The sequence below is a fragment of the Methyloversatilis discipulorum genome (genome assembly GCF_000385375.1).
GTDB classification, from domain to species: Bacteria; Pseudomonadota; Gammaproteobacteria; order Burkholderiales; family Rhodocyclaceae; genus Methyloversatilis; species Methyloversatilis discipulorum_A.
The window spans coordinates 2,944,984-2,970,097 of the sequence record NZ_ARVV01000001.1 but is presented as its reverse complement, the minus strand read 5'-3'; the positions used below and the strand labels follow the sequence as shown (position 1 = coordinate 2,970,097).

The following is a 25,114-nucleotide window of genomic DNA, read 5'->3' as shown; positions in this document are numbered from 1 at the left end:
GTGGCGCACGCGCGCGCCGCCGTCCCCCGATCAGAAATTCAGGAGTTACTACGTGTCCGCCCATGCGCCCGCGCTGCTCGCACTCGCCGATGGATCGGTCTTTCACGGCAAAAGCATAGGGGCGGAAACGGTCACGACCGGCGAAGTGGTGTTCAACACCGCGCTCACCGGCTATCAGGAAATCCTGACCGATCCGAGCTATACCCGCCAGATCGTCACGCTGACCTATCCGCACATCGGCAATACCGGCGTCAATGTCGAGGACGTCGAAGCCGGCCGCGTGTTCGCTGCCGGCCTCGTCATCCGCGACCTGCCGCTGCGCTCGTCCAACTTCCGCAGTCACCAGACGCTGGACGGCTACCTGCGCGAGCAGGGCATTCCCGGCATCGCCAATATAGATACCCGCAAGCTCACCCGCCTGCTGCGCGAAAAGGGTGCGCAGAGCGCCTGTCTGATGGCCGGCAAGGTCGACGCGGCCGAGGCGGTGGCCAAGGCGCGCGAGTTTGCCGGCCTCGCAGGCATGGACCTGGCCAAGGTGGTCAGCGCGACCGCGCCCTATGAATGGACCGAGGGCGAGTGGCAACTCGGCCGCGGTTTCGTCAAGCCGGACGCGACGCCTTTCCATGTCGTCGCCTACGATTTCGGCGTCAAGCGCAACATCCTGCGCATGCTGGCCAGCCGCGGCTGCCGCCTGACCGTGGTGCCGGCGCAGACGCCGGCCGACACCGTGCTGGCGATGAATCCGGACGGCGTGTTCCTGTCCAACGGCCCGGGTGATCCGGAACCCTGCGACTACGCGATTGCCGCGATCCGCACCTTCCTCGACCGCAAGATTCCGACCTTCGGCATCTGTCTCGGCCACCAGCTGATGGGTCTGGCTGCGGGCGCGAAGACGCTGAAGATGAAGTTCGGCCACCACGGCGCCAACCACCCGGTCAAGGACAACGATTCCGGCCGTGTGCTGATCACCAGCCAGAACCACGGCTTCGCGGTCGATCCGGCCACGCTGCCGGCCAATGTGCGGGTCACCCACGTGTCGCTGTTCGACGGCAGCCTGCAGGGCATGGCCTGGACCGACCGGCCGGCCTTCTGCTTCCAGGGCCACCCGGAAGCCAGCCCGGGCCCGCACGACGTGGCCTATCTGTTCGATCGATTCGTGAAGATGATGGAGGAGGGGCTGGGGAAGAGGGGCTAGAGGCTGGAGAGCATGCGGCGGCGAAGCCGCCGTGATGTGTCCCCTGGTCCCTGATCCCTAGTCCCTGACCCCTCAAAGACAAATGCCCAAACGTACAGACATCCAATCCATCCTGATCATCGGCGCCGGTCCCATCGTGATCGGCCAGGCCTGCGAGTTCGACTACTCCGGCGCCCAGGCCTGCAAGGCGCTGCGTGAAGAGGGTTACCGCGTCGTGCTGGTGAATTCCAACCCGGCCACGATCATGACCGACCCCGGCATGGCCGACGTGACCTATATCGAGCCGATCACCTGGCAGATGGTCGAGAAGATCATCGAGAAGGAGCGTCCGGACGCGCTGCTGCCGACCATGGGCGGCCAGACCGCACTGAACTGCGCGCTCGATCTCGCCCGCCACGGCGTGCTCGACAAGTACAAGGTCGAGCTGATCGGCGCCAAGCAGGAGGCGATCGACAAGGCCGAGGACCGCGAGAAGTTCAAGCAGGCGATGACCAAGATCGGCCTCGGTTCGGCCCGCTCCGGCATCGCCCACTCGATGGAAGAGGCGCTGCAGGTGCAGGCCAGCATCGGCTTCCCGGCCATCATCCGCCCGTCCTTCACGATGGGCGGCAGCGGCGGCGGTATCGCCTACAACCACGAGGAATTCGTCGAGATCTGCAAGCGCGGTCTCGAAGCCTCGCCGACCAACGAGCTGCTGATCGAGGAATCGCTGCTCGGCTGGAAGGAATACGAGATGGAAGTCGTGCGCGACAGCGCCGACAACTGCATCATCGTCTGTTCGATCGAAAACCTCGACCCGATGGGCGTGCACACCGGTGACTCGATCACCGTGGCGCCGGCGCAGACGCTGACCGATCGCGAGTACCAGATCATGCGCAACGCGTCGATCGCGGTGCTGCGCGAGATCGGCGTCGATACCGGCGGTTCCAACGTGCAGTTCTCGATCAACCCGGCCGATGGCCGCATGATCGTGATCGAAATGAATCCGCGCGTGTCGCGTTCGTCGGCGCTGGCGTCCAAGGCGACCGGCTTCCCGATTGCCAAGATCGCCGCCAAGCTGGCGGTCGGTTTCACGCTCGACGAGCTGAAGAACGACATCACCGGTGGTGCCACGCCGGCGTCCTTCGAGCCGTCGATCGACTACGTGGTCACCAAGATTCCGCGTTTCGCGTTCGAGAAGTTCCCGCAGGCCAACGACCGCCTGACCACGCAGATGAAGTCGGTCGGCGAAGTGATGGCCATGGGCCGCAGCTTCCAGGAATCGATGCAGAAGGCGCTGCGCGGCCTCGAAGTCGGCGTCTATGGTTTCGACGAGATCGAGACCGACCAGGACGAGATGGAACGCGAACTGGCGCTGCCCGGTCCGCAGCGCATCTGGTATGTCGGTCAGGCCTTCCGCAACGGCATGAGCCTGGACGAAGTGCATCAGCTGACCAAGATCGATCCGTGGTTCCTGGCGCAGATCGAGGACATCATCCTGACCGAGCGCGCCTTCTTCGGCCGCAGCCTGAAGAGCGTCGATGCCGCGACGATGCGCGATCTGAAGCGCAAGGGCTTCGCCGACCGTCGCCTGGCGCGGCTGTTCCAGTGCGACGAAACCGCGCTGCGCCTGCACCGCCAGACCCTGGGCGTGCGCCCGGTGTTCAAGCGGGTCGATACCTGCGCGGCGGAATTCGCGACCGACACTGCCTACATGTACTCCAGCTATGAAGAGGAGTGCGAAGCCAACCCGAGCTCGGCGCGCAAGATCATGGTGCTGGGCGGTGGCCCGAACCGCATCGGCCAGGGTATCGAATTCGACTACTGCTGCGTGCACGCGGCCCTCGCGCTGCGCGAGGACGGGTTCGAAACCATCATGGTCAACTGCAACCCGGAAACCGTGTCGACCGACTACGACACCTCCGACCGTCTCTATTTCGAGCCGCTGACGCTGGAAGACGTGCTGGAGATCGTCGCCATCGAGAAGCCGGAAGGCGTGATCGTCCAGTTCGGCGGCCAGACGCCGCTGAAGCTGGCACGTGACCTGGAAGCCAATGGCGTACCCATCATCGGTACCACGCCGGACATGATCGACGCCGCGGAAGACCGCGAGCGCTTCCAGAAGCTGCTGAACGACCTCGGCCTCAAGCAGCCGCCCAACCGCACCGCTCGTGCGGAAGACCAGGCGGTGCGTCTGGCGGCCGAGATCGGCTACCCGCTGGTGGTGCGCCCGAGCTATGTGCTGGGCGGCCGGGCGATGGAAATCGTGCATCAGCAGTCCGACCTCGAGCGCTACATGCGCGAGGCGGTCAAGGTGAGCAACGACTCGCCAGTGCTGCTGGACCGCTTCCTGAACGACGCTACCGAGGTGGACGTGGATGCCTTCTCCGACGGCCAGCAGGTCATCATCGGCGGCATCATGGAGCACATCGAGCAGGCCGGCGTGCACTCGGGGGACTCCGCCTGCTCGCTGCCGCCGTTCTCGCTGACGCCGGAACTGTGCGACGAACTGCGTCGCCAGACCGAACTGATGGCGCGCGGTCTGAACGTGGTCGGCCTGATGAACGTGCAGTTCGCGATCCAGCGCGATGCCTCCGGCGACACCGTCTATGTGCTCGAAGTGAACCCGCGTGCCTCGCGCACCGTGCCCTTCGTGTCCAAGGCCTGCGGCCTGCCGCTGGCCAAGATCGCCGCGCGCTGCATGGCCGGCCGCTCGCTGGTCGACCAGGGTGTCACGCACGAAGTCGTGCCGCCTTACTTCTCGGTCAAGGAAGCGGTATTCCCCTTCGTGAAATTCCCGGGCGTGGACACCATCCTCGGCCCGGAAATGAAGTCCACCGGCGAAGTGATGGGCGTCGGTCGCACCTTTGGCGAGGCCTTCGTGAAGAGCCAGCTCGCGGCTGGCGTGCGTCTGCCGACCGGCGGTCGCGCCTTCATTTCGGTCAAGCCGGCCGACAAGGCCAAGGCGATCGAGGTCGCGCGCGAGCTGCACGAACTGGGCTTCACGCTGGTCGCCACCCGCGGCACTGCAGCAGCCATCGCCGCCGCCGGTCTGCCGGTCACCCCGGTGAACAAGGTGAATGAAGGCCGTCCGCACATCGTGGACATGATCAAGAACGATGAAATCACCTTCATCGTCAATACGGTGGATGAAAAGCGCAGCGCCATCAACGATTCGCGCTCGATCCGCACCAGCGCACTCGCCAGCCGCGTGACGCTGTTCACCACCGTCGAAGGCGCGCGTGCCGCGTGTGCAGGCATGCGCATTTCCGAACTCGAAACCTATGCGCTGCAGGCCCTGCACGCGCAGATCGACTGAACGATATGAGCGTACCTCTTACCGTCAATGGTGCCGAAAAGCTCAAGGCTGAGCTGCACCGACTGAAAACCGTGGATCGTCCCAATGTCATCGCGGCGATCGCCGAAGCGCGCTCGCACGGCGACCTGTCCGAAAACGCCGAGTACGACGCGGCGAAGGAGCGTCAGGGCTTCATCGAAGGCCGGATTGCCGAAGTCGAAGGCAAGCTGTCGAACGCCCAGATCATCGATCCGAAGGCGCTCGACGCCGACGGGCGCATCGTGTTCGGTGCGACAGTCGATCTGGAAGACGTGGAAGCCGGCAAGCCGGTGACTTACCAGATCGTCGGGGACGACGAGGCAGATCTGAAGGCGGGCATGATTTCGGTGAATTCACCGATCGCGCGCGCGCTGATCGGCAAGTACGCCGGTGACGTGGCCGAAGTGCAGGCCCCGGGCGGCATCCGCGAATACGAAATAGTGGACGTGCGCTACGTCTGAGCGCAGCGCCGAGGCTCAGCGCGTCGGACGGGCGCGCGGCCTGAGCGGCTTCGTGCTGTTGCGGGCGACGCCGCGGCGATTGGCCACCGGCTTGGCCGGCGCACTGCGCGTCGGGACCGGCTTGCCGGGCTTGGCGGCAGACGTCTTGGCGGCGCTCTTGCGCGCCGGCTTGACCGGCTCGGCCGGCACGTGCAGCTCGGGGTTGGGGCGGTACAGCACCAGGATGTTGCCGATGCGCTGTACCGGCGCGGCACCGAGCGTTTCGCAGGTTTCCGCCAGCCAGGCGTCGCGCTGTTCGCGGTCCGCGTCGAACACGCGTACCTTGATCAGCTCGTGCGACTTGAGCGCCAGTTCGATTTCCTTCAGTACCGCAGCGGTCAAGCCGTTCTGCGCGATCATCACGACCGGCTTCAGCGGGTGGGCTTGCGCGCGCAGCGCGCGGCGTTCATCGGGAGTCAGGGTCAACATGGCGTTCTTCCAGAAAGGCGCGCAAGTCTAAGCTAAGTCATGGCCAAGAACAAAACCAGCCGCCAGTGGGTACACGACCACATCAACGACCCCTATGTAAAGCAGGCGCAGGCGCAGGGCTTTCGCTCGCGCGCCGCGTTCAAGCTGATGCAGATCGACGACAAGGACCGTCTGCTGGCCCCGGGCAAGGTGGTGGTGGACCTCGGCAGCACGCCCGGCGGCTGGTCGCAGGTGGCGTCGAAAAAGGTCGGCGCGGCCGGCAGGGTGGTGGCGATAGACCTGTTGCCGATGGAGCCGGTGCACGGCGTGCATTTCATCCTCGGCGATTTCCGTGAGGATGAGGCGCTGGCCGAACTGGTGGAAGCGCTGGACGGCCGTCGCGTGGACCTTGTTTTGTCCGATATGGCCCCCAACCTGTCCGGAATCGCGGTCACCGATCAGGCGAGATCCATTCATCTGCTCGAACTGGCGCTCGAATTCGCACGCGAACACCTCAAGAGCGGCGGTGACATGCTCGTAAAAGTGTTTCAGGGCTCGGGTTTCGACGAGCTCAGACGCGAAATGGAACAACTTTTCACGTCGGTGGCCGTGCGCAAACCTGACAGTTCGCGCGATCGCAGTTCAGAGGTGTATCTTCTGTGTCGTGGCAGGCGTGGAGAGCCTGGTGCGTGACATGCAGGTGCGGGCGCGGAACATACGCGGCCGATTCCGGTCTGTCGGTGGTCGATTCGTGATGTTGCATTGATCGGACCGGTCAATCCGGTTCCGGGAATACAGAGGAAATGCCTTGAACAACATGTTCAAAAATCTTGCGATCTGGCTTGTGATCGGCATCGTGCTGATGACGGTTTTCAACCAGTTCAATCAGCGCCAGGCCACGCAAGGCATGGTCGAGTATTCGGAATTCCTCGAAGAGGTGAAGGCCGGCCGGATCACCAAGGTCGAAATCCAGGGCCGTTCGCTGAACGCCCAGACCGCTGACGGCAAGCGCATCACCTCCTACGCACCGCCGCAGGACATCTGGCTGATCAGCGATCTGCTGAAGAGCAATGTCAAGGTGGTCGCCAAGCCGGAAGAGGAACAGAGCTTCCTGATGAGCATCTTCGTGTCGTGGTTCCCGATGCTGCTGCTGATCGGCGTCTGGATCTTCTTCATGCGCCAGATGCAGGGCGGTGGCCGCGGCGGCGCCTTCTCCTTCGGCAAGTCCAAGGCACGCATGCTGGACGAGTCCACCAATACCGTCACTTTCGCCGACGTCGCCGGTTGCGACGAAGCGAAGGAAGAAGTGGGTGAACTGGTCGAATTCCTGCGCGATCCGTCCAAGTTCCAGAAGCTGGGCGGTCGCATTCCGAAGGGCGTTCTGATGGTCGGTTCGCCGGGTACCGGCAAGACGCTGCTGGCCAAGGCCATCGCTGGCGAAGCCAAGGTGCCGTTCTTCTCGATTTCGGGTTCCGATTTCGTTGAAATGTTCGTCGGCGTCGGCGCGGCCCGCGTGCGCGACATGTTCGAACAGGCCAAGAAGCAGGCGCCGTGCATCATCTTCATCGATGAAATCGACGCGGTCGGCCGCCAGCGCGGTGCCGGCCTCGGCGGTGGCAATGACGAGCGCGAACAGACGCTGAACCAGCTGCTGGTCGAAATGGACGGCTTCGAGGGCCAGACCGGCATCATCGTCATCGCCGCGACCAACCGTCCGGACGTGCTCGACCCGGCGCTGCTGCGCCCGGGCCGCTTCGACCGTCAGGTCGTGGTGCCGCTGCCGGACATCCGCGGTCGCGAACAGATCCTCGCCGTGCACATGCGCAAGGTGCCGCTGGCGCCCGACGTCAAGGCGGAAATCATCGCCCGCGGCACGCCCGGCTTCTCCGGCGCCGACCTCGCCAACCTGGTGAACGAAGCGGCGCTGTTCGCTGCGCGCGGCAACAAGCGTGTCGTGGACATGGAGGACTTCGAGCGCGCCAAGGACAAGATCATCATGGGCGCCGAACGCCGCACCATGGTGATGGACGAGGAAGAGAAGAAGAACACCGCCTATCACGAGTCCGGCCACGCCATCGTCGGCATGCTGCTGCCCAAGTGCGATCCGGTGCACAAGGTCACCATCATCCCGCGCGGTCGCGCGCTGGGCGTGACCATGTCGCTGCCTGAGAAGGACCGCTACAGCTACGACAAGGATTACTGCCTGCAGCTCATTTCGATGATGCTGTCCGGCCGCATCGCCGAAGAGATCTTCATGAACCAGATGACCAACGGCGCCGCCAACGACTTTCAGCGCGCGACCGACCTTGCGCGCCGCATGGTGACCCAGTGGGGCATGTCCGATGCGATGGGCCCGATGGTGTATGGCGAGGAGGAAGGCGAGGTATTCCTCGGCCGCTCTGTCGCCACCCACCGGAACATGTCGGAAACGACGATGCAGCACGTCGATGCGGAAATCCGCAGCATCATCGACGAGCGCTACGCCGTAGCCCGCAAGCTGCTGGAGGACAACCGCGACAAGGTCGAGGCGATGACCCGGGCTCTGCTCGACTTCGAAACCATCGATGCCGACCAGATCGACGACATCATGAACGATCGGCCGGTGCGCCCGCCGAAGCCGACCTCGCGTCCGCCCAAGGCATCGTCCGACGGCGGTGCTCCGGGAGCGGCAGCGAACGCCGCAGCGCCGGCCTGACACCTGCTGCACTTCAACCCACGACCGGAGGCGCTGCCTCCGGTTTTCATTTGTGACGACCATGAACACGACCTTGCACTGCGGCCCCTACCGCCTCTCGCTCGATCGCCCGCTCGTGATGGGCATCATCAACGCCACGCCCGACTCCTTTTCCGGTGACGGCATCGCCTTCGACGTCGGCCGGGCGGTCGCCCAGGCCGAGAAATTCATCGCTGACGGCGCCGACATGCTCGACATCGGCGGCGAATCGACGCGTCCCGGCTCCGATCCGGTGCCGGCGGACGAGGAAATCCGCCGCGTCGTGCCAGTGATCGAGGCGCTGTCCGGTCTGGGTGTGCCGCTGTCCATCGACACCTGGAAGCCGGAGGTGATGCGCGCGGCGCTGGCGGCCGGCGCCACGCTGGTGAACGACATCAACGGCCTGCGCGCTCCCGGTGCGGTGGAGGCGGTGGCGGCCACCGATGCGGGCGTCTGCATCATGCACATGCAGGGCACGCCGCAGACCATGCAGAACGATCCCCGATATGCCGATGTGTGCGCGGAAGTGACTGATTTCCTTCTGCAACAGGCCCGCGCCGCGGAAGATGCCGGCATCGCGCGCGAACGCATCATGCTCGACCCTGGGTTCGGCTTCGGAAAAACCTCCGAACACAACCTGACCTTGCTCAAGGGACTGCGTGCGTTGGCCGATTATGGTTATCCATTGCTCGTCGGACTGTCGCGCAAGTCGGTGCTGGGACGGCTGACCGGGCGACCGGTGACCGATCGGGTGGCGGCCAGCGTGGCGGCCGCGCTGGCGTCGGTTGCGCGGGGCGCACACATGGTGCGCGTGCACGACGTTGCAGCCACCCGCGACGCGATCTCGGTCTGGCAGGTGGCGGGCATTTTCGAACACGGAAGATAGAACAGGAGACGGTGCAGATGTCGAGACGCTATTTCGGTACGGACGGCGTACGCGGTCGGGTCGGTCAGGCCCCGATCACGCCGGATTTCGTGATGCGCCTCGGCTACGCGGCCGGCCGCGCGCTGGTGGCCACCGAACATCTGCCCGCGGGCGAACACCCGGCGGTGCTGATCGGCAAGGACACCCGGGTGTCCGGCTACATGCTCGAAGCCGCGCTGGAAGCCGGTTTTGCCGCCGCCGGTGTCGACACCGTGCTGGCCAAGGTGGTGCCGACGCCGGCCGTCGCCTATCTCACCCGCGCGTTGCGCCTGCAGGCGGGAGTGGTGATCAGCGCCTCGCACAACCCCTTCGAAGACAACGGAATCAAGTTCTTCTCCGCTCGCGGCACCAAGCTGCCGGACGAGGTCGAACTGCAGATCGAGGCACTGCTCGATGAGCCGATGGGCTGCATGGAGTCGTCCCGCCTCGGCAAGGCGCGACGGATCGAGGATGCGCCAGGCCGCTATATCGAGTTCTGCAAGAGCACCTTCCCGACCGAACTGGACCTGCGCGGCCTGAAGATCGCGCTCGACTGCGCGCACGGCGCCGCCTACAGCATCGCGCCCAAGGTGTTCCACGAACTGGGCGCCGAGGTGGTGACCGTCGGCTGCAGCCCGAACGGCATGAACATCAACGACGGCGTCGGCGCCACGGTGCCGAAGTCGCTGTCCGAGGCGGTGCGTGCGACCGGCGCCGATATCGGCATCGCCCTCGACGGCGACGCCGACCGCCTGATGATGTGCGACGCTTCCGGCCGCATCTACGACGGCGACGAATTGCTCTACGTCATCGCCGCCCAGCGCCTGCGCGAAGGCCGGCTGAACGGCGTGGTCGGCACGCTGATGACCAATCTGGCGCTCGAACACGCGCTGAACGAAATGGGGGTCGGTCTGGCGCGCGCCAAGGTGGGCGACCGCTACGTGCTGGAAACCTTGCACCAGCAGGGCTGGCGCCTCGGCGGCGAGAACTCGGGTCACATCATCGACCTCGACCGCCACACGACGGGCGACGGCATCGTCGCGGCGCTGCAGGTGCTGGCCGCGCTGCGGGCGCAGGACATCAGCCTGGAGCAGGCCTGTTCCGGTCTCAAGCTCTACCCGCAGAAGCTGGTGAACGTGAAGCTGCGCCCCGGTTTCGACTGGAAGAAGGCGCCCATCATCGACCAGACCCGCATCGAGGTCGAAAGCGAACTGGCGCAGCGCGGCCGCGTGCTGCTGCGTCCGTCGGGCACCGAGCCGCTGCTGCGCGTGATGGTCGAAGGACAGGACGCCGCCGAAGTCGGCCGGCTGGCCCAGCGCCTGGCGCAGGTGGTCGAGTCGGCAATGGCCGCCTGAGCGGCAGACGCTTCTCCCCGAAATGCCGCCACCGCATTCGCGGGGCGGCATTTTTGTTTGCTGCACCGCTTTTGTGCGTGATGCCGTCCGCGTGTAGATTTCGGCCCTCAACCCGAGGGAGGACATGAACATGCGTTTCGACACGCTCGCCATTCACGCCGGCTATTCGCCCGATCCGACCACCAAGGCGGTCGCGGTGCCGATTTACCAGACCACCAGCTACGCCTTCGACGATACGCAGCACGGGGCCGACCTGTTCGACCTCAAGGTCAAGGGCAACATCTACACCCGCATCATGAACCCGACCAGCGACGTGCTGGAACAGCGCGTCGCCGCGCTGGAGGGCGGTATCGCGGCGCTGGCGCTGGCGTCCGGCCAGGCGGCGATCACCTACGCGATCATGACCATCGCCGAGGCGGGCGACAATATCGTCGCCACGTCGGCGCTGTACGGCGGCACCTACAATCTGTTCGCGCACACGCTGCCGCAGTACGGCATCGAGGTGCGCTTTGTCGATGCGGCCGATCCGGCCGCCGCTGCGGCGAAGATCGACGCACGTACCAAGGCGGTGTTCTGCGAGTCGATCGGCAACCCGCTCGGCAACGTGGTCGATTTCGCCGCGTTCGCCAAGGTGGCGCACGAGGGCGGCGTGCCGCTGATCGTCGATAACACGGTGCCGTCGCCCTATCTGACGCGGCCAATCGAGCACGGCGCCGACATCGTCGTGCATTCGCTGACCAAGTACATGGGTGGTCACGGCACCAGCATCGGCGGCATCATCGTCGATGGCGGCCGCTTCCCGTGGGCCGAACACAAGACCCGCTTCCGCCGGCTGAACGAGCCGGAAGTGAGCTACCACGGCGTGATCTACACCGAAGCGCTCGGGCCGGCCGCCTACATCGGTCGCGCGCGTACGGTACCGCTGCGCAATATGGGCGCGGCGATCTCGCCGTTCAACAGCTTCCTGATCATGCAGGGGCTGGAGACGCTGGCGCTGCGCATGGACCGGCACTGCGAAAACGCGACCGCGGTCGCCCGCCACCTCAGCTCGCATCCGAAGGTCGAATGGGTCAATTACGCCGGCCTGCCGGACCACCCCAGCCACGGGCTGGTGCAGCGCTATTTCGGCGGCAAGGCCTCCGGCCTGCTCACCTTCGGCGTCAAGGGCGGGCGCGAAGCCGGGGCGCGCTTCCAGGACGCGCTGAAGCTGATCACCCGGCTGGTCAATATCGGCGACGCCAAATCGCTGGCCTGCCATCCGGCCTCGACCACCCATCGCCAGCTCTCGCCCGACGAGCTGAAGCGGGCGGGCGTGTCGGAAGACATGGTCAGACTGTCGATCGGCATCGAGCACATCGACGACATCATCGAGGACCTGGATCAGGCTCTGCAGGCGGTTTGACGACGGTCATGGGGTGGCTGGATGAATTGTTTCACCTTCACATGGGTGTAACAAAGCATTCATAAACTGCGCTTCGTCGCATCGCAACACGACGCAACCTTACGGAGAGTCCTGATGAACGTACGCAAGATCGCCACCCTGACCGCCGCTGTCGGCGCCCTGTTTGCTTCCGCATCCGCCCTGGCAGCCCCGACGCTGGTCAAGATCGACGGTTCGAGCACTGTTTTCCCGATCACCGAAGCGGTGGCGGAAGAATTCCAGAAGGCAAAGAAGGGCACTGTTCAGGTCACCGTCGGCATTTCCGGTACCGGCGGCGGTTTCAAGAAGTTCTGCCGCGGCGAGATCGACGTGTCGAACGCCTCGCGTCCCATCCTCGACAAGGAGATGGCTGACTGCAAGGCTGCCGGCATCAAGTACATCGAACTGCCGGTCGCTTTCGATGCGCTGACGCTGGTGATGAACCCGAAGAACAGCTTCCTGAAGCAGATCACCGCTGCCGAGCTGAAGACCATGTGGGAACCGGCCGCTCAGGGCAAGATCCTGAAGTGGAACCAGGTCAACGCTGCTTGGCCCGACACCGGTCTGAAGCTGTTCGGCCCGGGCGCCGATTCCGGCACCTTCGACTACTTCACCGAAGCCATCGTCGGCAAGTCCAAGTCCAGCCGTGGCGACTTCACCGCGTCGGAAGACGACAACGTGCTGGTGCAGGGCGTGTCGCGTGACGCCGGCGCACTCGGCTACTTCGGCTTCGCCTACTACGTCGAGAACAAGGACAAGCTGAAGGCCGTGCCGGTGGTCAATCCGAAGACTGGCAAGGCGGTCGAGCCGTCGCTGGAAGCGGTGATCTCGGGCGACTACCAGCCGCTGTCGCGCCCGATCTTCATCTACGTGAATGCCGCTTCGGTCGACAAGCCGGAAGTGAAGGAATTCGTCGAGTTCTACCTGAAGAACGCCGCCGCGCTGACCAAGGAAGTGAAGTACGTGCCGCTGACCGACGCGGACTACAAGCACGCGCTGGAGAACTTCACGAAGAAGAAGACCGGTACGGCCTTCGGCGGTCATTCGGAAGTGGGCGTCAAGGTGTCCGACCTGCTCAAGCGCGATCCGAAGGAATAAGGATTCCGCTGCAAGGGCCCCGGGTTCATCCCGGGGCTTTTTGTCATCTTCCGCACGGCGGTGGATGGCGACCCGTAAAATGAGCGCCCCAACATGACCGCCCACGCCCAGACCATGTCAGCTCCTCCGTCGACTGCGCCCGATGCGGTCAGCGATCGCCTGCGCAAGCGCGCGTCCCGCCACGTGAAGGAAAGGGTGATCGAATTCATCCTGTTCACTGCGGCGTCGATCTCCGTCCTGACGACGATAGCCATCGTCTACATCCTGGTCAGCGAATCGCTGACGCTGTTCGAGCACGTGTCGCTGTGGGACTTCCTGACCGACACGCAATGGACCCCGCTGTTCGACGATGCGCACTACGGCATCATGGTGCTGCTGTCGGGCACGCTCACCAGTTCCTTCGTCGCGCTGGCCGTCGCGCTGCCTCTGGGCACCATCATCGCGATCTACCTGTCGGAGTTCGCGTCGTTCAAGACGCGTGAGATCGCCAAACCCATTCTCGAACTGCTGGGTGGCGTGCCGACCATCATCTACGGCTACTTCGCACTGATGGTGGTGACGCCGGCGCTGCAGTACCTGTTCCCCGAACTGCCCGGTTTCAGCCTGCTTTCGGCCGGTCTGGTGATGGGCATCATGATCATCCCCTACGTCAGTTCGCTGTCCGAGGATGCGATGCGTGCGGTGCCGATGAGCCTGCGCGAAGGTTCCTACGCGATGGGCGCGACCCGTCTGCAGACGGCGCTGCGCACCGTGGTGCCGGCAGCGACCTCGGGCATCGCCTCGGCCTACATCCTGGGCATTTCGCGTGCGGTCGGCGAGACGATGATTCTCGCGGTCGCGGCCGGCATGCAGCCCAACCTGACCTTCAATCCGGCCGAGCCGGGCGCAACCATCACCTCCTACATCGTGCAGGTGGCCCTCGGTGACCTGCCGCACGGCTCCATCGGTTACCAGACCATCTTCGCCGCCGGTCTGACGCTGATGCTGATGACCCTGGGCTTCAACCTGCTCGGCTACTACCTGCGCAAGCGCTTCCGCGAGGTCTATTGATCCATGAACCAACAGGACATCCAGGCCATCCGGGCCATCATCGCGCGCCACAAGCGCTGGGACATGCTGTTCGGCCTGCTCGGGCTGCTCGCGCTGATGGTCGGCGTGCTCACGCTGACCGCGCTGTTCGCCGACATGGCGATCAAGGGGGCAGCGCGCATCGACTATGACTTCCTGACCAATTTCCCGTCGCGTCGTGCCGGCAGCGCCGGCATCCTGTCGGCCTGGGTCGGCACCATACTCGTGATGCTGGTGACCGCCTTCTCGGCGGTGCCGCTGGGCGTGGCAGCCGGCATCTATCTGGAAGAGTACGCGCCGAAGAACTGGGTCACCGACATCATCGAAATCAACGTGACCAACCTCGCGGGCGTGCCGTCCATCGTGTATGGCCTGCTGGCGCTGGGTCTGTTCGTGTACAAGTTCGGCTTCGGTCAGTCCATCCTGTCCGCCGGCCTGACGCTCGGTCTGCTCATCCTGCCGGTGGTCATCGTGGCGACGCGCGAATCGATCCGTGCGATTCCGCAGATGGTGCGCGAAGGCGCGTACGCCTGCGGTGCAACGACCTGGCAGACGGTGCGCGATCACATCGTGCCGTATTCGAGCGCCGGCATCCTGACCGGCGTCATCATCGGCATGGCGCGAGCGATCGGCGAAACGGCGCCCATCATCACCATCGGCGCGCTCACCTTCATCGCCTTCCTGCCGCCAGCGCCGGTGACCGACGTGTTCCCGTTCATCAACTTCGAGTGGCTGACCGCGCCCTTCACCGTGATGCCGATCCAGATGTTCAACTGGACCTCGCGTCCGGAAGCGGCCTTCCAGGTCAATGCCGCTGCGGCCGGCTTCATCCTGGTCTTCATGACGCTGGCGATGAATGGCGTCGCGATCTGGCTGCGCTACCGCCTGCGCCGCAACATCAAGTGGTAAGCCGATCATCCGCACCGCATACAACCTTCAAGAGAATCCGACCATGACCACTGCGACCGATGTGCGCTCCGCTGCCAAGGCCGAAGTCAAGAACCTGAATTTCCACTACGGTGCCTTCCATGCGCTGAAGGGCATCAACATGCCGGTGCATGAGAAGAAGGTGACCGCGCTGATCGGCCCGTCCGGTTGCGGCAAGTCGACGCTGCTGCGTTGTTTCAACCGCATGCACGATCTGTATCCGGGCAACCGCTACGACGGCAAGATCCTGCTGCACCCGGACAACACCAATCTGCTCGACGACGACGTTGATCCGATCGAGGTGCGCATGCGCATCAGCATGGTGTTCCAGAAGCCCAATCCCTTCCCCAAGTCGATCTACGAGAACGTGGCCTACGGTCTGCGCGTGCGCGGCGAGAAGCGTCGCTCGGTGATCGACGAGCGGGTGGAGCAAGCGTTGCGCGGTGCGGCGCTGTGGGACGAAGTGAAGAACCGCCTGAACGAGCTGGGCGCCAATCTGTCCGGCGGCCAGCAGCAGCGCCTGTGCATCGCGCGCGCGCTGGCGACCGACCCGGAAATCATCCTGTTCGACGAGCCGACTTCGGCGCTCGACCCGATCGCCACCGCCAGCATCGAAGAGCTGGTGACCGAGCTGAAGGACAAGGTGACCATACTGATCGTCACCCACAACATGCAGCAGGCGGCGCGGGTGTCCGACTACACCGCCTACATGTACATGGGCGAGCTGGTCGAGTTCGGCCTGACCGATCAGATCTTCATCAAGCCGCAGAAGAAGGAAACCGAGGACTACATCACCGGCCGCTTCGGCTGATCCTCGGCAAGGAGCGCAACGCGGCCCGCGATTCAATATCCACAGACCCTGGCCCCGTCATCTGCCGAGCCCCGGATTTTTGCGCTGCGATGCGCTAGAATCCGGGGTTTTGCTTTTGGCGCGCGAGCGTTTTGGCGATGCGAAAACTGGTCGTAGGCAACTGGAAGATGCATGGCGGGCTGGACGCCAATGCTGCACTGCTCGGTGCGCTGCGCGAGGCAGGCGGGCAGGGATGTCCGTCGGCGGTGTGCGTGCCCTTCCCCTATCTGCAGCAGGCGAAGTCGCTGCTCGAAGGTTCGGCCATTGCGTGGGGCGCACAGGATCTGAGTGAGCACGAGGTCGGTGCCTATACCGGCGAAGTGTCCGGTGCGATGCTGAACGACTTCGGTTGTCGTTACGTCATCGTCGGTCACTCTGAACGGCGCGCGCTGTTCGGCGACACTGACGAGCGTGTCGCCGCCAAGGTGGATGCCGCGCTCGCCGTCAAGCTGCAACCCATCCTGTGTGTCGGCGAAACGCTGGACGAACGCGAGGGCGGGGTGACCGAAGCGGTGGTCGAACGTCAGCTCAAGGCGGTATTCGAGCGCGGTGGCGCAGCGGCACTGGCTGCCTGCGTGATCGCCTACGAACCGGTGTGGGCCATCGGCACCGGCAAGACGGCGACGCCGGCGCAGGCGCAGGCGGTGCATGCCTTCATCCGCGGGCGACTCGCTGCATGGTGCGGTGCCGACGTCGCCGCGCGCACGACGATTCTTTACGGCGGCAGTGTCAAGCCGCAGAACGCCGCCGAGCTTTTCGGTCAGGCGGATATCGATGGTGGACTTATTGGCGGTGCGTCGCTGGTGGCCGGGGATTTCCTCGCCATCGTGGCCGCTGCAGCATCCTGAGGTGATTTGATGGGTATCGTTTTTTCGCTTGTGCTGTCGGTCCATGTGCTGGTCGGCATCGGTGTCATCGTTCTCGTGCTGCTGCAGCATGGCAAGGGCGCCGACATGGGTGCCGCCTTCGGCAGCGGTGCTTCGGGCAGCCTTTTCGGTTCGTCCGGTTCGGCGAACTTCCTCAGCCGCACGACCGCTGCACTGGCCGCCGTGTTCTTCTGCACTAGCCTTGCGCTGAGCTATATGGCGACCAATCAGCCGAAATCGGGTGCCAGTTCGGTCATCGATGCGGCCAAGACTGTCACCGTTCCCGCTACACCTGATGCACCGCAACAACCGGCTGCAACGCCCGCCCAGCCTGATTCCAAGGCGGCGGATATTCCCAAGTAAGTCCGCATTGATCGTGAAACGCGCTATACTCCGCGCGTTTCACGCTGCAGTGCAACGTGGTGCGCAGCCGATCGGTGGTGCGCCGTGAGCCGGCCCCGGATTACTCCCCGTGCCGCCGGAAATGATTTCACGCATGAATAACCCGTCATGTTGATCGAATACTTTCCGATCCTTCTGTTCATTCTCATCGGCATCGGTTTCGGTTTCGTGCCGATGATCGCCGGCAAGCTGGTCGGCCCCAGCCGCCCGGACCCCGACAAGCTCTCCCCCTACGAGTGCGGCTTCGAAGCGTTCGAAGACACGCGCATGAAGTTCGACGTGCGCTACTACCTCGTGGCCATCCTGTTCATCCTGTTCGACCTGGAAATCGCCTTCCTCTTCCCGTGGGCCATCGTGCTCGAAGAGATCGGCATGTTCGGTTTTGTCGCGATGATGATTTTCCTCGGCATTCTGGTCGTGGGTTTCGTCTACGAATGGAAGAAGGGCGCGCTGGACTGGGAGTAATCCTGCCAGGCGGTCGGGCGTCTGCCCAATTAAGTTATTACGACGGATTGATCGATGAGCATTGAAGGCGTTCTTCAGGAAGGCTTCGTCACGACTCAGCTCGACAAGCTGATCAACTGGACCCGCACCGGCTCGCTGTGGCCGATGACCTTCGGTCTGGCTTGCTGTGCTGTCGAGATGATGCAGGCGGGTGCTTCGCGTTACGACCTCGACCGCTTCGGCATCGTGTTTCGCCCGAGCCCCCGGCAGTCCGATCTGATGATCGTGGCCGGCACGCTGTGCAACAAGATGGCGCCGGCGCTGCGTCGCGTCTATGACCAGATGCCCGAGCCGCGCTGGGTGCTGTCGATGGGCTCCTGTGCCAACGGCGGTGGTTACTACCATTACTCCTATTCGGTGGTGCGCGGCTGCGACCGCATCGTGCCGGTCGACGTCTATGTGCCGGGCTGTCCGCCGACGGCCGAGGCGCTGATCTACGGCCTGATGCAGCTGCAGAACAAGATCCGCCGTACCAGCACCATCGCCCGCTGAACGTCATGAGCACACGCATTGAATCCCTGCGCGACGCGCTGACGGCGCAGTTCGGCGACAAGATCCGCACTGCCTCCGTCGAACTGGGCGAGCTGACCATCGAGGTCGGCGCCGACGATTACCACGACATCGCGCTCGCACTGCGCGATCATGCCGACACACCGTTCGAGCAGCTGATCGACCTGTGCGGCCTCGATCTGTCGACGCACGCGACCCGCTCTTCGGGCGCTCGCTACGCGGTCGTGGTGCATCTGATGTCGATCGCCGCCAACCTGCGGCTGCGCCTGCGCGCCTTCGTGGCGGACGAGGACTTTCCGGTCATCGCCTCGGTGAACGACGTATGGCCTGCGGCCAACTGGTTCGAGCGCGAAGCCTTCGACCTGTTCGGCATCATGTTCGCCGGACACGGCGACCTGCGTCGCCTGCTGACCGATTACGGTTTCGTCGGTCACCCGTTCCGCAAGGACTTCCCGATTTCCGGTCACGTCGAAATGCGCTACGACCCGGAAACCAAGCGCGTCATCTACCAGCCGGTCACCATCGCACCGCGCGAAGTCACACCGCGCGTCGTGCGCGAAGAAAACTACGGGGACGTCGGCCATGGCTGAAATCCGCAACTACACGATGAACTTCGGGCCGCAGCATCCGGCGGCCCACGGCGTGCTGCGCCTGGTGCTCGAACTGGACGGCGAAGTCGTCCAGCGCGCCGACCCGCACATCGGTCTTCTGCATCGCGCGACCGAGAAGCTGGCCGAAACCCGTACCTGGGTGCAGAGCGTGCCCTACATGGACCGTCTCGACTACGTGTCGATGATGTGCAACGAGCACGCCTACTGCATGGCGATCGAGAAGCTGCTGCAGATCGACGTGCCGGAGCGCGCGCAGTACATCCGCGTCATGTTCGACGAGATCACGCGCATCCTGAATCACCTGCTGTGGCTCGGCGCGCATGCGCTCGACGTCGGCGCGATGACGGTGTTCCTGTACGCCTTCCGCGAGCGCGAAGACCTGATGGACGCCTACGAGGCGGTGTCGGGTGCGCGCATGCACGCGGCCTACTACCGTCCGGGCGGCGTCTATCGCGACCTGCCGGACACGATGCCGCAGTACCAGGCGAACAAGTTCAAGAACGCCGAAGCGATCAAGCGCCTGAACGAGAACCGCAGCGGTTCGATGCTCGACTTCCTCGAGGACTTTACCAACCGCTTCCCGCGCTATGTCGATGAGTACGAAACCCTGCTCACCGACAACCGTATCTGGAAGCAGCGTCTGGTCGATATCGGCATCGTGACGCCGGAACGTGCCAAGGCGCTGGGCTTCACCGGCCCGATGCTGCGTGGTTCGGGCATCGCCTGGGACCTGCGCAAGAAGCAGCCCTACGAAGTGTACGACCGCATGGATTTCGACATCCCGGTCGGCACCAACGGCGACAGCTACGACCGCTATCTGGTCCGCATCGAAGAGATGCGCCAGTCCAACCGCATCATCCGTCAGTGCATCGACTGGCTGCGCAAGAACCCGGGTCCGGTCATCAGCCCCAACCACAAGGTTGCACCGCCGTCGCGCGAAGCGATGAAGGGCAATATGGAAGAGCTGATCCACCACTTCAAGCTGTTCACCGAAGGCATCCACGTGCCGAAAGGCGAGTGTTATGCCGCGGTGGAGCACCCGAAGGGCGAGTTCGGCATCTACGCGATGTCGGACGGTGCCAACAAGCCCTACCGCCTGAAGATCCGCGCGCCCGGTTTCGCACACCTGGCGGCGATGGATGAAATGTCCCGCGGACACATGATTTCCGACGTCGTCGCCATCATCGGCACGATGGACATCGTGTTCGGCGAGATTGACCGTTGAGCGACCGCTCAGTGACCGCGAGTAACCGGTGAGCATGGACAGAATGAGTTTTGCGCTGAGTGACGCTTCGCGCGCGGCGATCGACCGCGAAGTCGCGAAGTACCCCGAAGGCCAGGCGATCTCCGCCGTGATGGCCGGCCTGCGCATCGCGCAGGAACAGAACGGCTGGCTGTCGCCCGAGGCGATCGAAGCCGTGGCCCTGCATCTGAACATCCCGCCGATGGCGGCGATGGAAGTGGCCACCTTCTACAACATGTACGACGTGAAGCCGGTCGGTCGCTGGAAGATCACCGTCTGCACCAATCTGCCCTGTGCGCTGTCCGGCGGCGAGCAGGCGGCCGAGTACGTGAAGGAGAAGCTGGGCATCGGTTTCAACGAAACCACGGCCGACGGCCGCTTCACGCTGAAGGAAGGCGAGTGCATGGGCGTGTGCGGCGACGCGCCGGCCATCATCGTCAACAACACGCGTCTGTGCAGCTGGATGAGCCGCGAAAAGATCGACGCACTGCTGGACGAACTGAAATGAACGCCCCCGAGAACCCGCAAGCCATCCTGCTCGCCGGCCTCGACGGCGACAACACCTGGGGCATCGAGCACTACATCAAGCGCGGCGGCTATTCGGCGCTGCGCAAGATTCTCGAATCCGGCATGACGGCGGACCAGATCATCGCCGAGGTGAAGAAATCCGACCTGCGCGGCCGTGGCGGCGCAGGTTTCCCGACCGGCCTGAAGTGGAGCTTCATGCCGCGCCAGTTTCCGATGGACAAGTACGTCGTCTGCAATTCGGACGAAGGCGAACCGGGCACCTTCAAGGACCGCGACCTGCTGCGCTACAACCCGCATCTGGTCATCGAGGGCATGGCCATCGCCGGCTTCGTGATGGGCTGCACCCGCGGCTACAACTACATCCACGGCGAGGTGTTCTCGCTGTACCAGCGCTTCGAGGAAGCGCTGGCCGAGGCGCGCGCCGCCGGCTTCATCGGCAAGAACATCCTCGGCAAGGGCTTCGATTTCGACCTGTTCGCGCACCACGGCTGGGGCGCCTACATCTGCGGCGAAGAAACCGCGCTGCTCGAATCGATCGAAGGCAAGAAGGGTCAGCCGCGCTTCAAGCCGCCTTTCCCGGCCAGTCACGGCCTGTACGGCAAGCCGACCACGATCAACAACACGGAAACCTTCGCGGCCATTCCGTGGATCATCAACAACGGTGGTGAGGCCTTCCAGGCGCTGGGCAAGCCGAACAACGGCGGCACCAAGATCTTCTCGGTGTCGGGCCACGTCAATCGCCCGGGTGTCTATGAAATTCCGCTCGGCACGCCGTTCGCGGCGCTGCTCGAAATGTGCGGCGGCATGCGCGGCGGCCGCAAGCTGAAGGCGGTCATTCCCGGCGGCTCGTCTGCACCGGTGCTGCCGGCCGACATCATGATGGACTGCACGATGGACTATGACTCCATCTCCAAGGCCGGCTCGATGCTGGGCTCGGGCGCGGTCATCGTGATGGACGAAACCACCTGCATGGTGAAGTCGCTGGAGCGTCTGTCCTACTTCTATCACGAGGAATCCTGCGGCCAGTGCACGCCCTGCCGCGAAGGTACCGGCTGGCTGTACCGCATGGTGCATCGCATCGAGCACGGCCAGGGCCGCCCGGACGACCTCGACACGCTGGACAACGTCGCCAGCAACATCGCCGGCCGCACCATCTGCGCGCTGGGCGACGCCGCCGCTTTCCCGGTGAAGAGCTTCATCAAGCACTTCCGGTCCGAATTTGAGTATCACGTCGAGCACAAGCACTGCCTCGTCCCGGTGGACGTGCAGCGCGAAGGCAGCCGCATTTACGTGGAACACGCAGCATGCTAGAGATCGAAATCGACGGCCAGAAGCTGGAAGTGCCGGACGGCAGCACCGTGATGGATGCGGCCAACCGTCTGGGCCTGCACATTCCGCACTTCTGCTATCACAAGAAGCTGTCCATCGCCGCCAACTGCCGCATGTGTCTGGTGCAGGTCGAGCGCGCGCCGAAGCCGCTGCCGGCGTGTGCCACGCCGGTCACCAACGGCATGAAGGTGCAGACGCACTCCGATCAGGCCATCACCGCGCAGAAGGGCGTGATGGAGTTCCTGCTGATCAATCACCCGCTCGACTGCCCGATCTGCGATCAGGGCGGCGAGTGCCAGCTGCAGGATCTCGCCGTGGGCTACGGCGCGTCGGCCTCCCGCTATCAGGAAGAGAAGCGGGTGGTGATGAACAAGAATCTCGGTCCGCTGATTTCGACCGACATGACCCGCTGCATCCACTGCACCCGCTGCGTGCGCTTCGGCCAGGAAATCGCCGGCGTCATGGAACTGGGCATGGCCAACCGCGGCGAGCATTCGGAAATCATGACCTTCGTCGGTCACACCGTCGATTCCGAACTGTCGGGCAATATGATCGACCTGTGCCCGGTCGGTGCGCTCACGTCCAAGCCGTTCCGCTATTCGGCCCGTACCTGGGAACTGTCGCGCCGCAAGACCGTAAGTCCGCACGACAGCCTGGGTACCAACGTCGTCGTCCAGGTCAAACACGACGAAGTGAAGCGCGTGCTGCCGCTGGAGAACGAAGAGGTCAACGAGTGCTGGATTTCCGACCGTGACCGCTTCTCCTACGAAGCGCTGAACGGTGAAGACCGTCTGACCACGCCGATGATCAAGCAGGACGGCAAGTGGATCGAGGTCGATTGGCAGACCGCGCTCGAATACGCCGCCAACAGCCTGAAGCGCGTCGCCGACGAACACGGTGCGGCGAAGATCGGCATGCTGGCTGCGCCGTACTCGACGACCGAAGAGCTTTATCTGGGCGCGCAACTGATGCGCGGCCTCGGTGGCGGCAGCATCGATCACCGCCTGCGCCAGACCGACTTCGGGCTGGACGGCAAGCTGGCCGGCATCCCCTGGCTGGGCATGAAGGTTGCCGACGTATCGAAGCTGTCCGCAGCGCTGGTTGTCGGCAGCTTCCTGCGCAAGGATCACCCGCTGATGGCGCAGCGCCTGCGTCAGGCAGCCCGTCGTGGCACCCGCGTCAGCGCGCTCGGCGTCAGCAACGAAGATTGGCTGATGACCACCTTCGCGCGCGTCACCGTCGCGCCGTCGGCACTGGCCGGCGAACTGGCCGCGCTGGTGAAGGCCGCCGCCGAGATCCGCGGCGTCGCCGTGCCCGCCGGTGCTGAATCGGCCGAGGTGTCGGATGCGGCCCGGCGCACTGCACAGAGCCTGTGTGACGACGGCGAACGCGCCATCTTCCTCGGTTCCGTCGTCCAGCAGCATCCGGACGCCGCCGGCCTGCACGCACTGGCGCAGGAACTGGCGCGCCTGACCGGCGCCACGCTGGGTTATCTGGGCGAAGCCGCGAACAGCGTCGGCGCCGCCGCGGTCGGTGCGCAATCCGGCCTGAACGCGCAGCAGATGCTGCTCGGCGGCCTGCGCGCCTACGTGCTGCTGCACACCGAACCCGAACTCGACGCGGCCAACGCGCCGATGGCGGTCGAAGCGCTGAAGGGCGCCGACACGGTCATCGTCATGTCGCCGTTCAAGACCGGTCTCGACTACGCCGACTGCCTGCTGCCGGTGTCGCCCTTCACCGAAACGTCCGGCACCTACGTGAGCTGCGAAGGCCGCATCCAGAGCTTCCACGCGGTGGTGCGTCCGAAGGGCGAAACCCGTCCGGCGTGGAAGGTGCTGCGCGTGCTCGGCAGCATGCTCGAACTGGGCGGCTTCAAGTTCGATTCGTCGGAAGCGGTGCGCGACGAAGCGCTGGCCGGTGCCAATGGCTGGCTGCCCGAATACAAGCTGGACAACACGGCGAGCGACGTACCGTTCGCGCGCGCAACTGCCGTGAGCGGCCTGCAGCGCATCGCCGATTTCCCGATCTACCGCAACGACGCACTGGTGCGTCGCGCGCCGGCGCTGGCCGCCGCACGCGACTCGGCCGCGCCGACCGCCCGCCTGAATGCAGCGACCGCCGCGGCGCAGGGCCTGACCGAGGCGAAGCGCGCGCGGGTGCGTGGCTCGGCCTGGTCGAGCGAACTCGATCTTGCGCTGGATGAGACGGTGCCCGCGGGCTGCGTGCGCGTGTCGGCCGGTTGGCCGCAGACCGCGCCGCTGGGCACGCTGTCCGGCATCCTGAACGTGGAGGCCCTGTAATGGACGCGCTGCTGCAACCCGTGCAGGACCTGCTCGGCGCCGCCTGGGTGCCGGTATGGACCCTGGTCAAGATCTTCGCGATCATCCTGCCGCTGATGGGCTGTGTCGCCTACCTGACGCTGGCCGAGCGCAAGATCATCGGCTGGATGCAGGTGCGCAACGGCCCGAACCGCGTCACCTTCTTCGGCATCAAGGCGCTGGGCGGTCTGGCGCAGCCGATCGCCGACGGTCTCAAGCTGCTGTTCAAGGAAATCGTGCTGCCGTCGGCGTCGAGCAAGACGCTGTTCGTGCTCGCTCCGGTGCTGGCGCTGGCGCCGTCGCTGGCCGCCTGGGCAGTCATCCCGTTCAACGACGGTCTGGTGCTGGCCGACATCAACGCCGGTCTGCTCTACATCATGGCCATCACGTCGATGGGTGTGTACGGCGTCATCATCGCCGGCTGGGCGTCGAACTCGAAGTACGCCTTCCTCGGCAGCCTGCGCTCGGCGGCGCAGATCGTCGCCTACGAAATCGCCATGGGCTTCGCGCTGGTGACCGTGCTGATGGTGTCGCAGAGCCTGAACCTGTCGGACATCGTGCGCGGGCAGGGCGAGGGCATGTTCGCCAACATGGGTCTGGGCGTGCTGTCGTGGAACTGGCTGCCGCTGTTCCCGATGTTCATCGTCTACTTCATCGCCGGCGTGGCCGAAACCAACCGCTCGCCGTTCGACGTGGTGGAAGGCGAATCGGAAATCGTGGCCGGTCACATGATCGAGTACTCGGGCATGGCGTTCGCGCTGTTCTTCCTGGCCGAGTACGCCAACATGATCCTGATCGCGACGCTGACCTCGATCATGTTCCTCGGCGGCTGGCTGTCGCCGGTCGGTTTCCTGCCGGACGGTTTCCACTGGCTGGCAGTGAAGAGCGCTTTCTGCCTGTTCTTCTTCCTGTGGCTGCGCGCGACTTTCCCGCGCTACCGCTATGACCAGATCATGCGTCTGGGCTGGAAGGTTTTCATCCCGGTCACCATCGTGTGGCTCGTGTTCATCGGCGGCTGGATGATGTCTCCGCTGTCGATCTGGAAGTAA

The 25,114-nt window shown here is 64.4% G+C and carries 23 protein-coding genes; 22 read left to right on the top strand and 1 reads right to left on the bottom strand.

Features of this window, described 5'->3' with window-relative positions:
* The first annotated feature begins 52 nt into the window (after window positions 1–52).
* The 3 genes from carA (at window position 53) to greA (ending at window position 4,972) form a co-directional block, all read left to right on the top strand.
* A complete protein-coding gene (carA, locus tag METRZ18153_RS0113905) occupies window positions 53–1,195 on the top strand; it encodes a glutamine-hydrolyzing carbamoyl-phosphate synthase small subunit (RefSeq protein WP_020165295.1) in 1,143 nt (380 codons plus the stop codon).
* An 82-nt stretch (window positions 1,196–1,277) separates the two neighbouring features.
* The gene (gene carB / locus METRZ18153_RS0113900; protein ID WP_020165294.1) at window positions 1,278–4,493 is read left to right on the top strand and encodes a carbamoyl-phosphate synthase large subunit; all 3,216 of its coding nucleotides are present in this window, start codon (window positions 1,278–1,280) and stop codon (window positions 4,491–4,493) included.
* 5 nt (window positions 4,494–4,498) lie between these two features.
* Window positions 4,499–4,972: a transcription elongation factor GreA gene (gene greA / locus METRZ18153_RS0113895; protein WP_020165293.1), complete on the top strand. Its 474-nt coding sequence runs from the start codon at window positions 4,499–4,501 to the stop codon at window positions 4,970–4,972.
* A gap of 15 nt (window positions 4,973–4,987) precedes the next feature.
* On the opposite strand, the gene METRZ18153_RS0113890 is transcribed toward greA, so the two are convergent.
* Window positions 4,988–5,440 (bottom strand): YhbY family RNA-binding protein, encoded by a 453-nt coding sequence (locus tag METRZ18153_RS0113890; RefSeq protein ID WP_020165292.1) that lies wholly within the window; start codon window positions 5,438–5,440, stop codon window positions 4,988–4,990.
* A gap of 39 nt (window positions 5,441–5,479) precedes the next feature.
* Between METRZ18153_RS0113890 and METRZ18153_RS0113885 the strand changes: the two genes are divergently transcribed.
* The 19 genes from METRZ18153_RS0113885 to nuoH all read left to right on the top strand — a co-directional run bounded on the left by METRZ18153_RS0113885 (window position 5,480) and on the right by nuoH (window position 25,114).
* Window positions 5,480–6,112 carry an RlmE family RNA methyltransferase gene (locus METRZ18153_RS0113885; RefSeq protein WP_020165291.1) on the top strand — a complete coding sequence of 211 codons (633 nt, stop codon included), beginning with the start codon at window positions 5,480–5,482 and terminating at the stop codon, window positions 6,110–6,112.
* A gap of 115 nt (window positions 6,113–6,227) precedes the next feature.
* Entirely contained in the window at window positions 6,228–8,114 is a 1,887-nt protein-coding gene (ftsH, locus tag METRZ18153_RS0113880) for an ATP-dependent zinc metalloprotease FtsH (protein WP_019917509.1), read from the top strand.
* A 61-nt stretch (window positions 8,115–8,175) separates the two neighbouring features.
* Window positions 8,176–9,018 (top strand): dihydropteroate synthase, encoded by an 843-nt coding sequence (folP, locus tag METRZ18153_RS0113875; RefSeq protein WP_020165290.1) that lies wholly within the window; start codon window positions 8,176–8,178, stop codon window positions 9,016–9,018.
* 17 nt (window positions 9,019–9,035) lie between these two features.
* The gene (gene glmM / locus METRZ18153_RS0113870) at window positions 9,036–10,391 is read left to right on the top strand and encodes a phosphoglucosamine mutase (protein WP_020165289.1); all 1,356 of its coding nucleotides are present in this window, start codon (window positions 9,036–9,038) and stop codon (window positions 10,389–10,391) included.
* Between the two features lie 130 nt (window positions 10,392–10,521).
* Entirely contained in the window at window positions 10,522–11,793 is a 1,272-nt protein-coding gene (locus METRZ18153_RS0113865; protein ID WP_029143777.1) for an O-acetylhomoserine aminocarboxypropyltransferase/cysteine synthase family protein, read from the top strand.
* 114 nt (window positions 11,794–11,907) lie between these two features.
* On the top strand, window positions 11,908–12,909 hold the full coding sequence (locus METRZ18153_RS0113860) for a PstS family phosphate ABC transporter substrate-binding protein (protein ID WP_020165287.1): 1,002 nt from the start codon (window positions 11,908–11,910) through the stop codon (window positions 12,907–12,909).
* A gap of 93 nt (window positions 12,910–13,002) precedes the next feature.
* Window positions 13,003–13,959 (top strand): phosphate ABC transporter permease subunit PstC, encoded by a 957-nt coding sequence (gene pstC / locus METRZ18153_RS0113855; protein WP_020165286.1) that lies wholly within the window; start codon window positions 13,003–13,005, stop codon window positions 13,957–13,959.
* A gap of 3 nt (window positions 13,960–13,962) precedes the next feature.
* The gene (gene pstA / locus METRZ18153_RS0113850; protein WP_020165285.1) at window positions 13,963–14,886 is read left to right on the top strand and encodes a phosphate ABC transporter permease PstA; all 924 of its coding nucleotides are present in this window, start codon (window positions 13,963–13,965) and stop codon (window positions 14,884–14,886) included.
* Window positions 14,887–14,929: 43 nt separating this feature from the next.
* On the top strand, window positions 14,930–15,715 hold the full coding sequence (gene pstB, locus METRZ18153_RS0113845) for a phosphate ABC transporter ATP-binding protein PstB (RefSeq protein WP_020165284.1): 786 nt from the start codon (window positions 14,930–14,932) through the stop codon (window positions 15,713–15,715).
* Between the two features lie 137 nt (window positions 15,716–15,852).
* Window positions 15,853–16,602, top strand: a complete 750-nt coding sequence (tpiA, locus tag METRZ18153_RS0113840) for a triose-phosphate isomerase (RefSeq protein WP_029143776.1) — start codon at window positions 15,853–15,855, stop codon at window positions 16,600–16,602.
* A gap of 9 nt (window positions 16,603–16,611) precedes the next feature.
* Window positions 16,612–16,983, top strand: coding sequence for a preprotein translocase subunit SecG (gene secG / locus METRZ18153_RS0113835; RefSeq protein ID WP_019917520.1), 372 nt, complete (start codon window positions 16,612–16,614; stop codon window positions 16,981–16,983).
* A gap of 147 nt (window positions 16,984–17,130) precedes the next feature.
* Window positions 17,131–17,487, top strand: coding sequence for an NADH-quinone oxidoreductase subunit A (locus tag METRZ18153_RS0113830; protein ID WP_019917521.1), 357 nt, complete (start codon window positions 17,131–17,133; stop codon window positions 17,485–17,487).
* A gap of 54 nt (window positions 17,488–17,541) precedes the next feature.
* A complete protein-coding gene (locus METRZ18153_RS0113825; RefSeq protein ID WP_008058281.1) occupies window positions 17,542–18,018 on the top strand; it encodes a NuoB/complex I 20 kDa subunit family protein in 477 nt (158 codons plus the stop codon).
* Between the two features lie 5 nt (window positions 18,019–18,023).
* A complete protein-coding gene (locus METRZ18153_RS0113820; RefSeq protein WP_020165282.1) occupies window positions 18,024–18,626 on the top strand; it encodes an NADH-quinone oxidoreductase subunit C in 603 nt (200 codons plus the stop codon).
* On the top strand, window positions 18,619–19,872 hold the full coding sequence (locus METRZ18153_RS0113815) for an NADH-quinone oxidoreductase subunit D (RefSeq protein ID WP_020165281.1): 1,254 nt from the start codon (window positions 18,619–18,621) through the stop codon (window positions 19,870–19,872). Before METRZ18153_RS0113820 ends, METRZ18153_RS0113815 begins: the two co-directional genes overlap by 8 nt.
* 43 nt (window positions 19,873–19,915) lie before the next feature.
* Window positions 19,916–20,398: an NADH-quinone oxidoreductase subunit NuoE gene (gene nuoE, locus METRZ18153_RS0113810; protein ID WP_020165280.1), complete on the top strand. Its 483-nt coding sequence runs from the start codon at window positions 19,916–19,918 to the stop codon at window positions 20,396–20,398.
* Entirely contained in the window at window positions 20,395–21,729 is a 1,335-nt protein-coding gene (gene nuoF, locus METRZ18153_RS0113805; protein WP_020165279.1) for an NADH-quinone oxidoreductase subunit NuoF, read from the top strand. Before nuoE ends, nuoF begins: the two co-directional genes overlap by 4 nt.
* Window positions 21,723–24,047: an NADH-quinone oxidoreductase subunit NuoG gene (gene nuoG, locus METRZ18153_RS0113800; RefSeq protein WP_020165278.1), complete on the top strand. Its 2,325-nt coding sequence runs from the start codon at window positions 21,723–21,725 to the stop codon at window positions 24,045–24,047. Before nuoF ends, nuoG begins: the two co-directional genes overlap by 7 nt.
* The gene (gene nuoH, locus METRZ18153_RS0113795) at window positions 24,047–25,114 is read left to right on the top strand and encodes an NADH-quinone oxidoreductase subunit NuoH (protein WP_020165277.1); all 1,068 of its coding nucleotides are present in this window, start codon (window positions 24,047–24,049) and stop codon (window positions 25,112–25,114) included. The genes nuoG and nuoH overlap by 1 nt, the downstream gene beginning before the upstream one ends.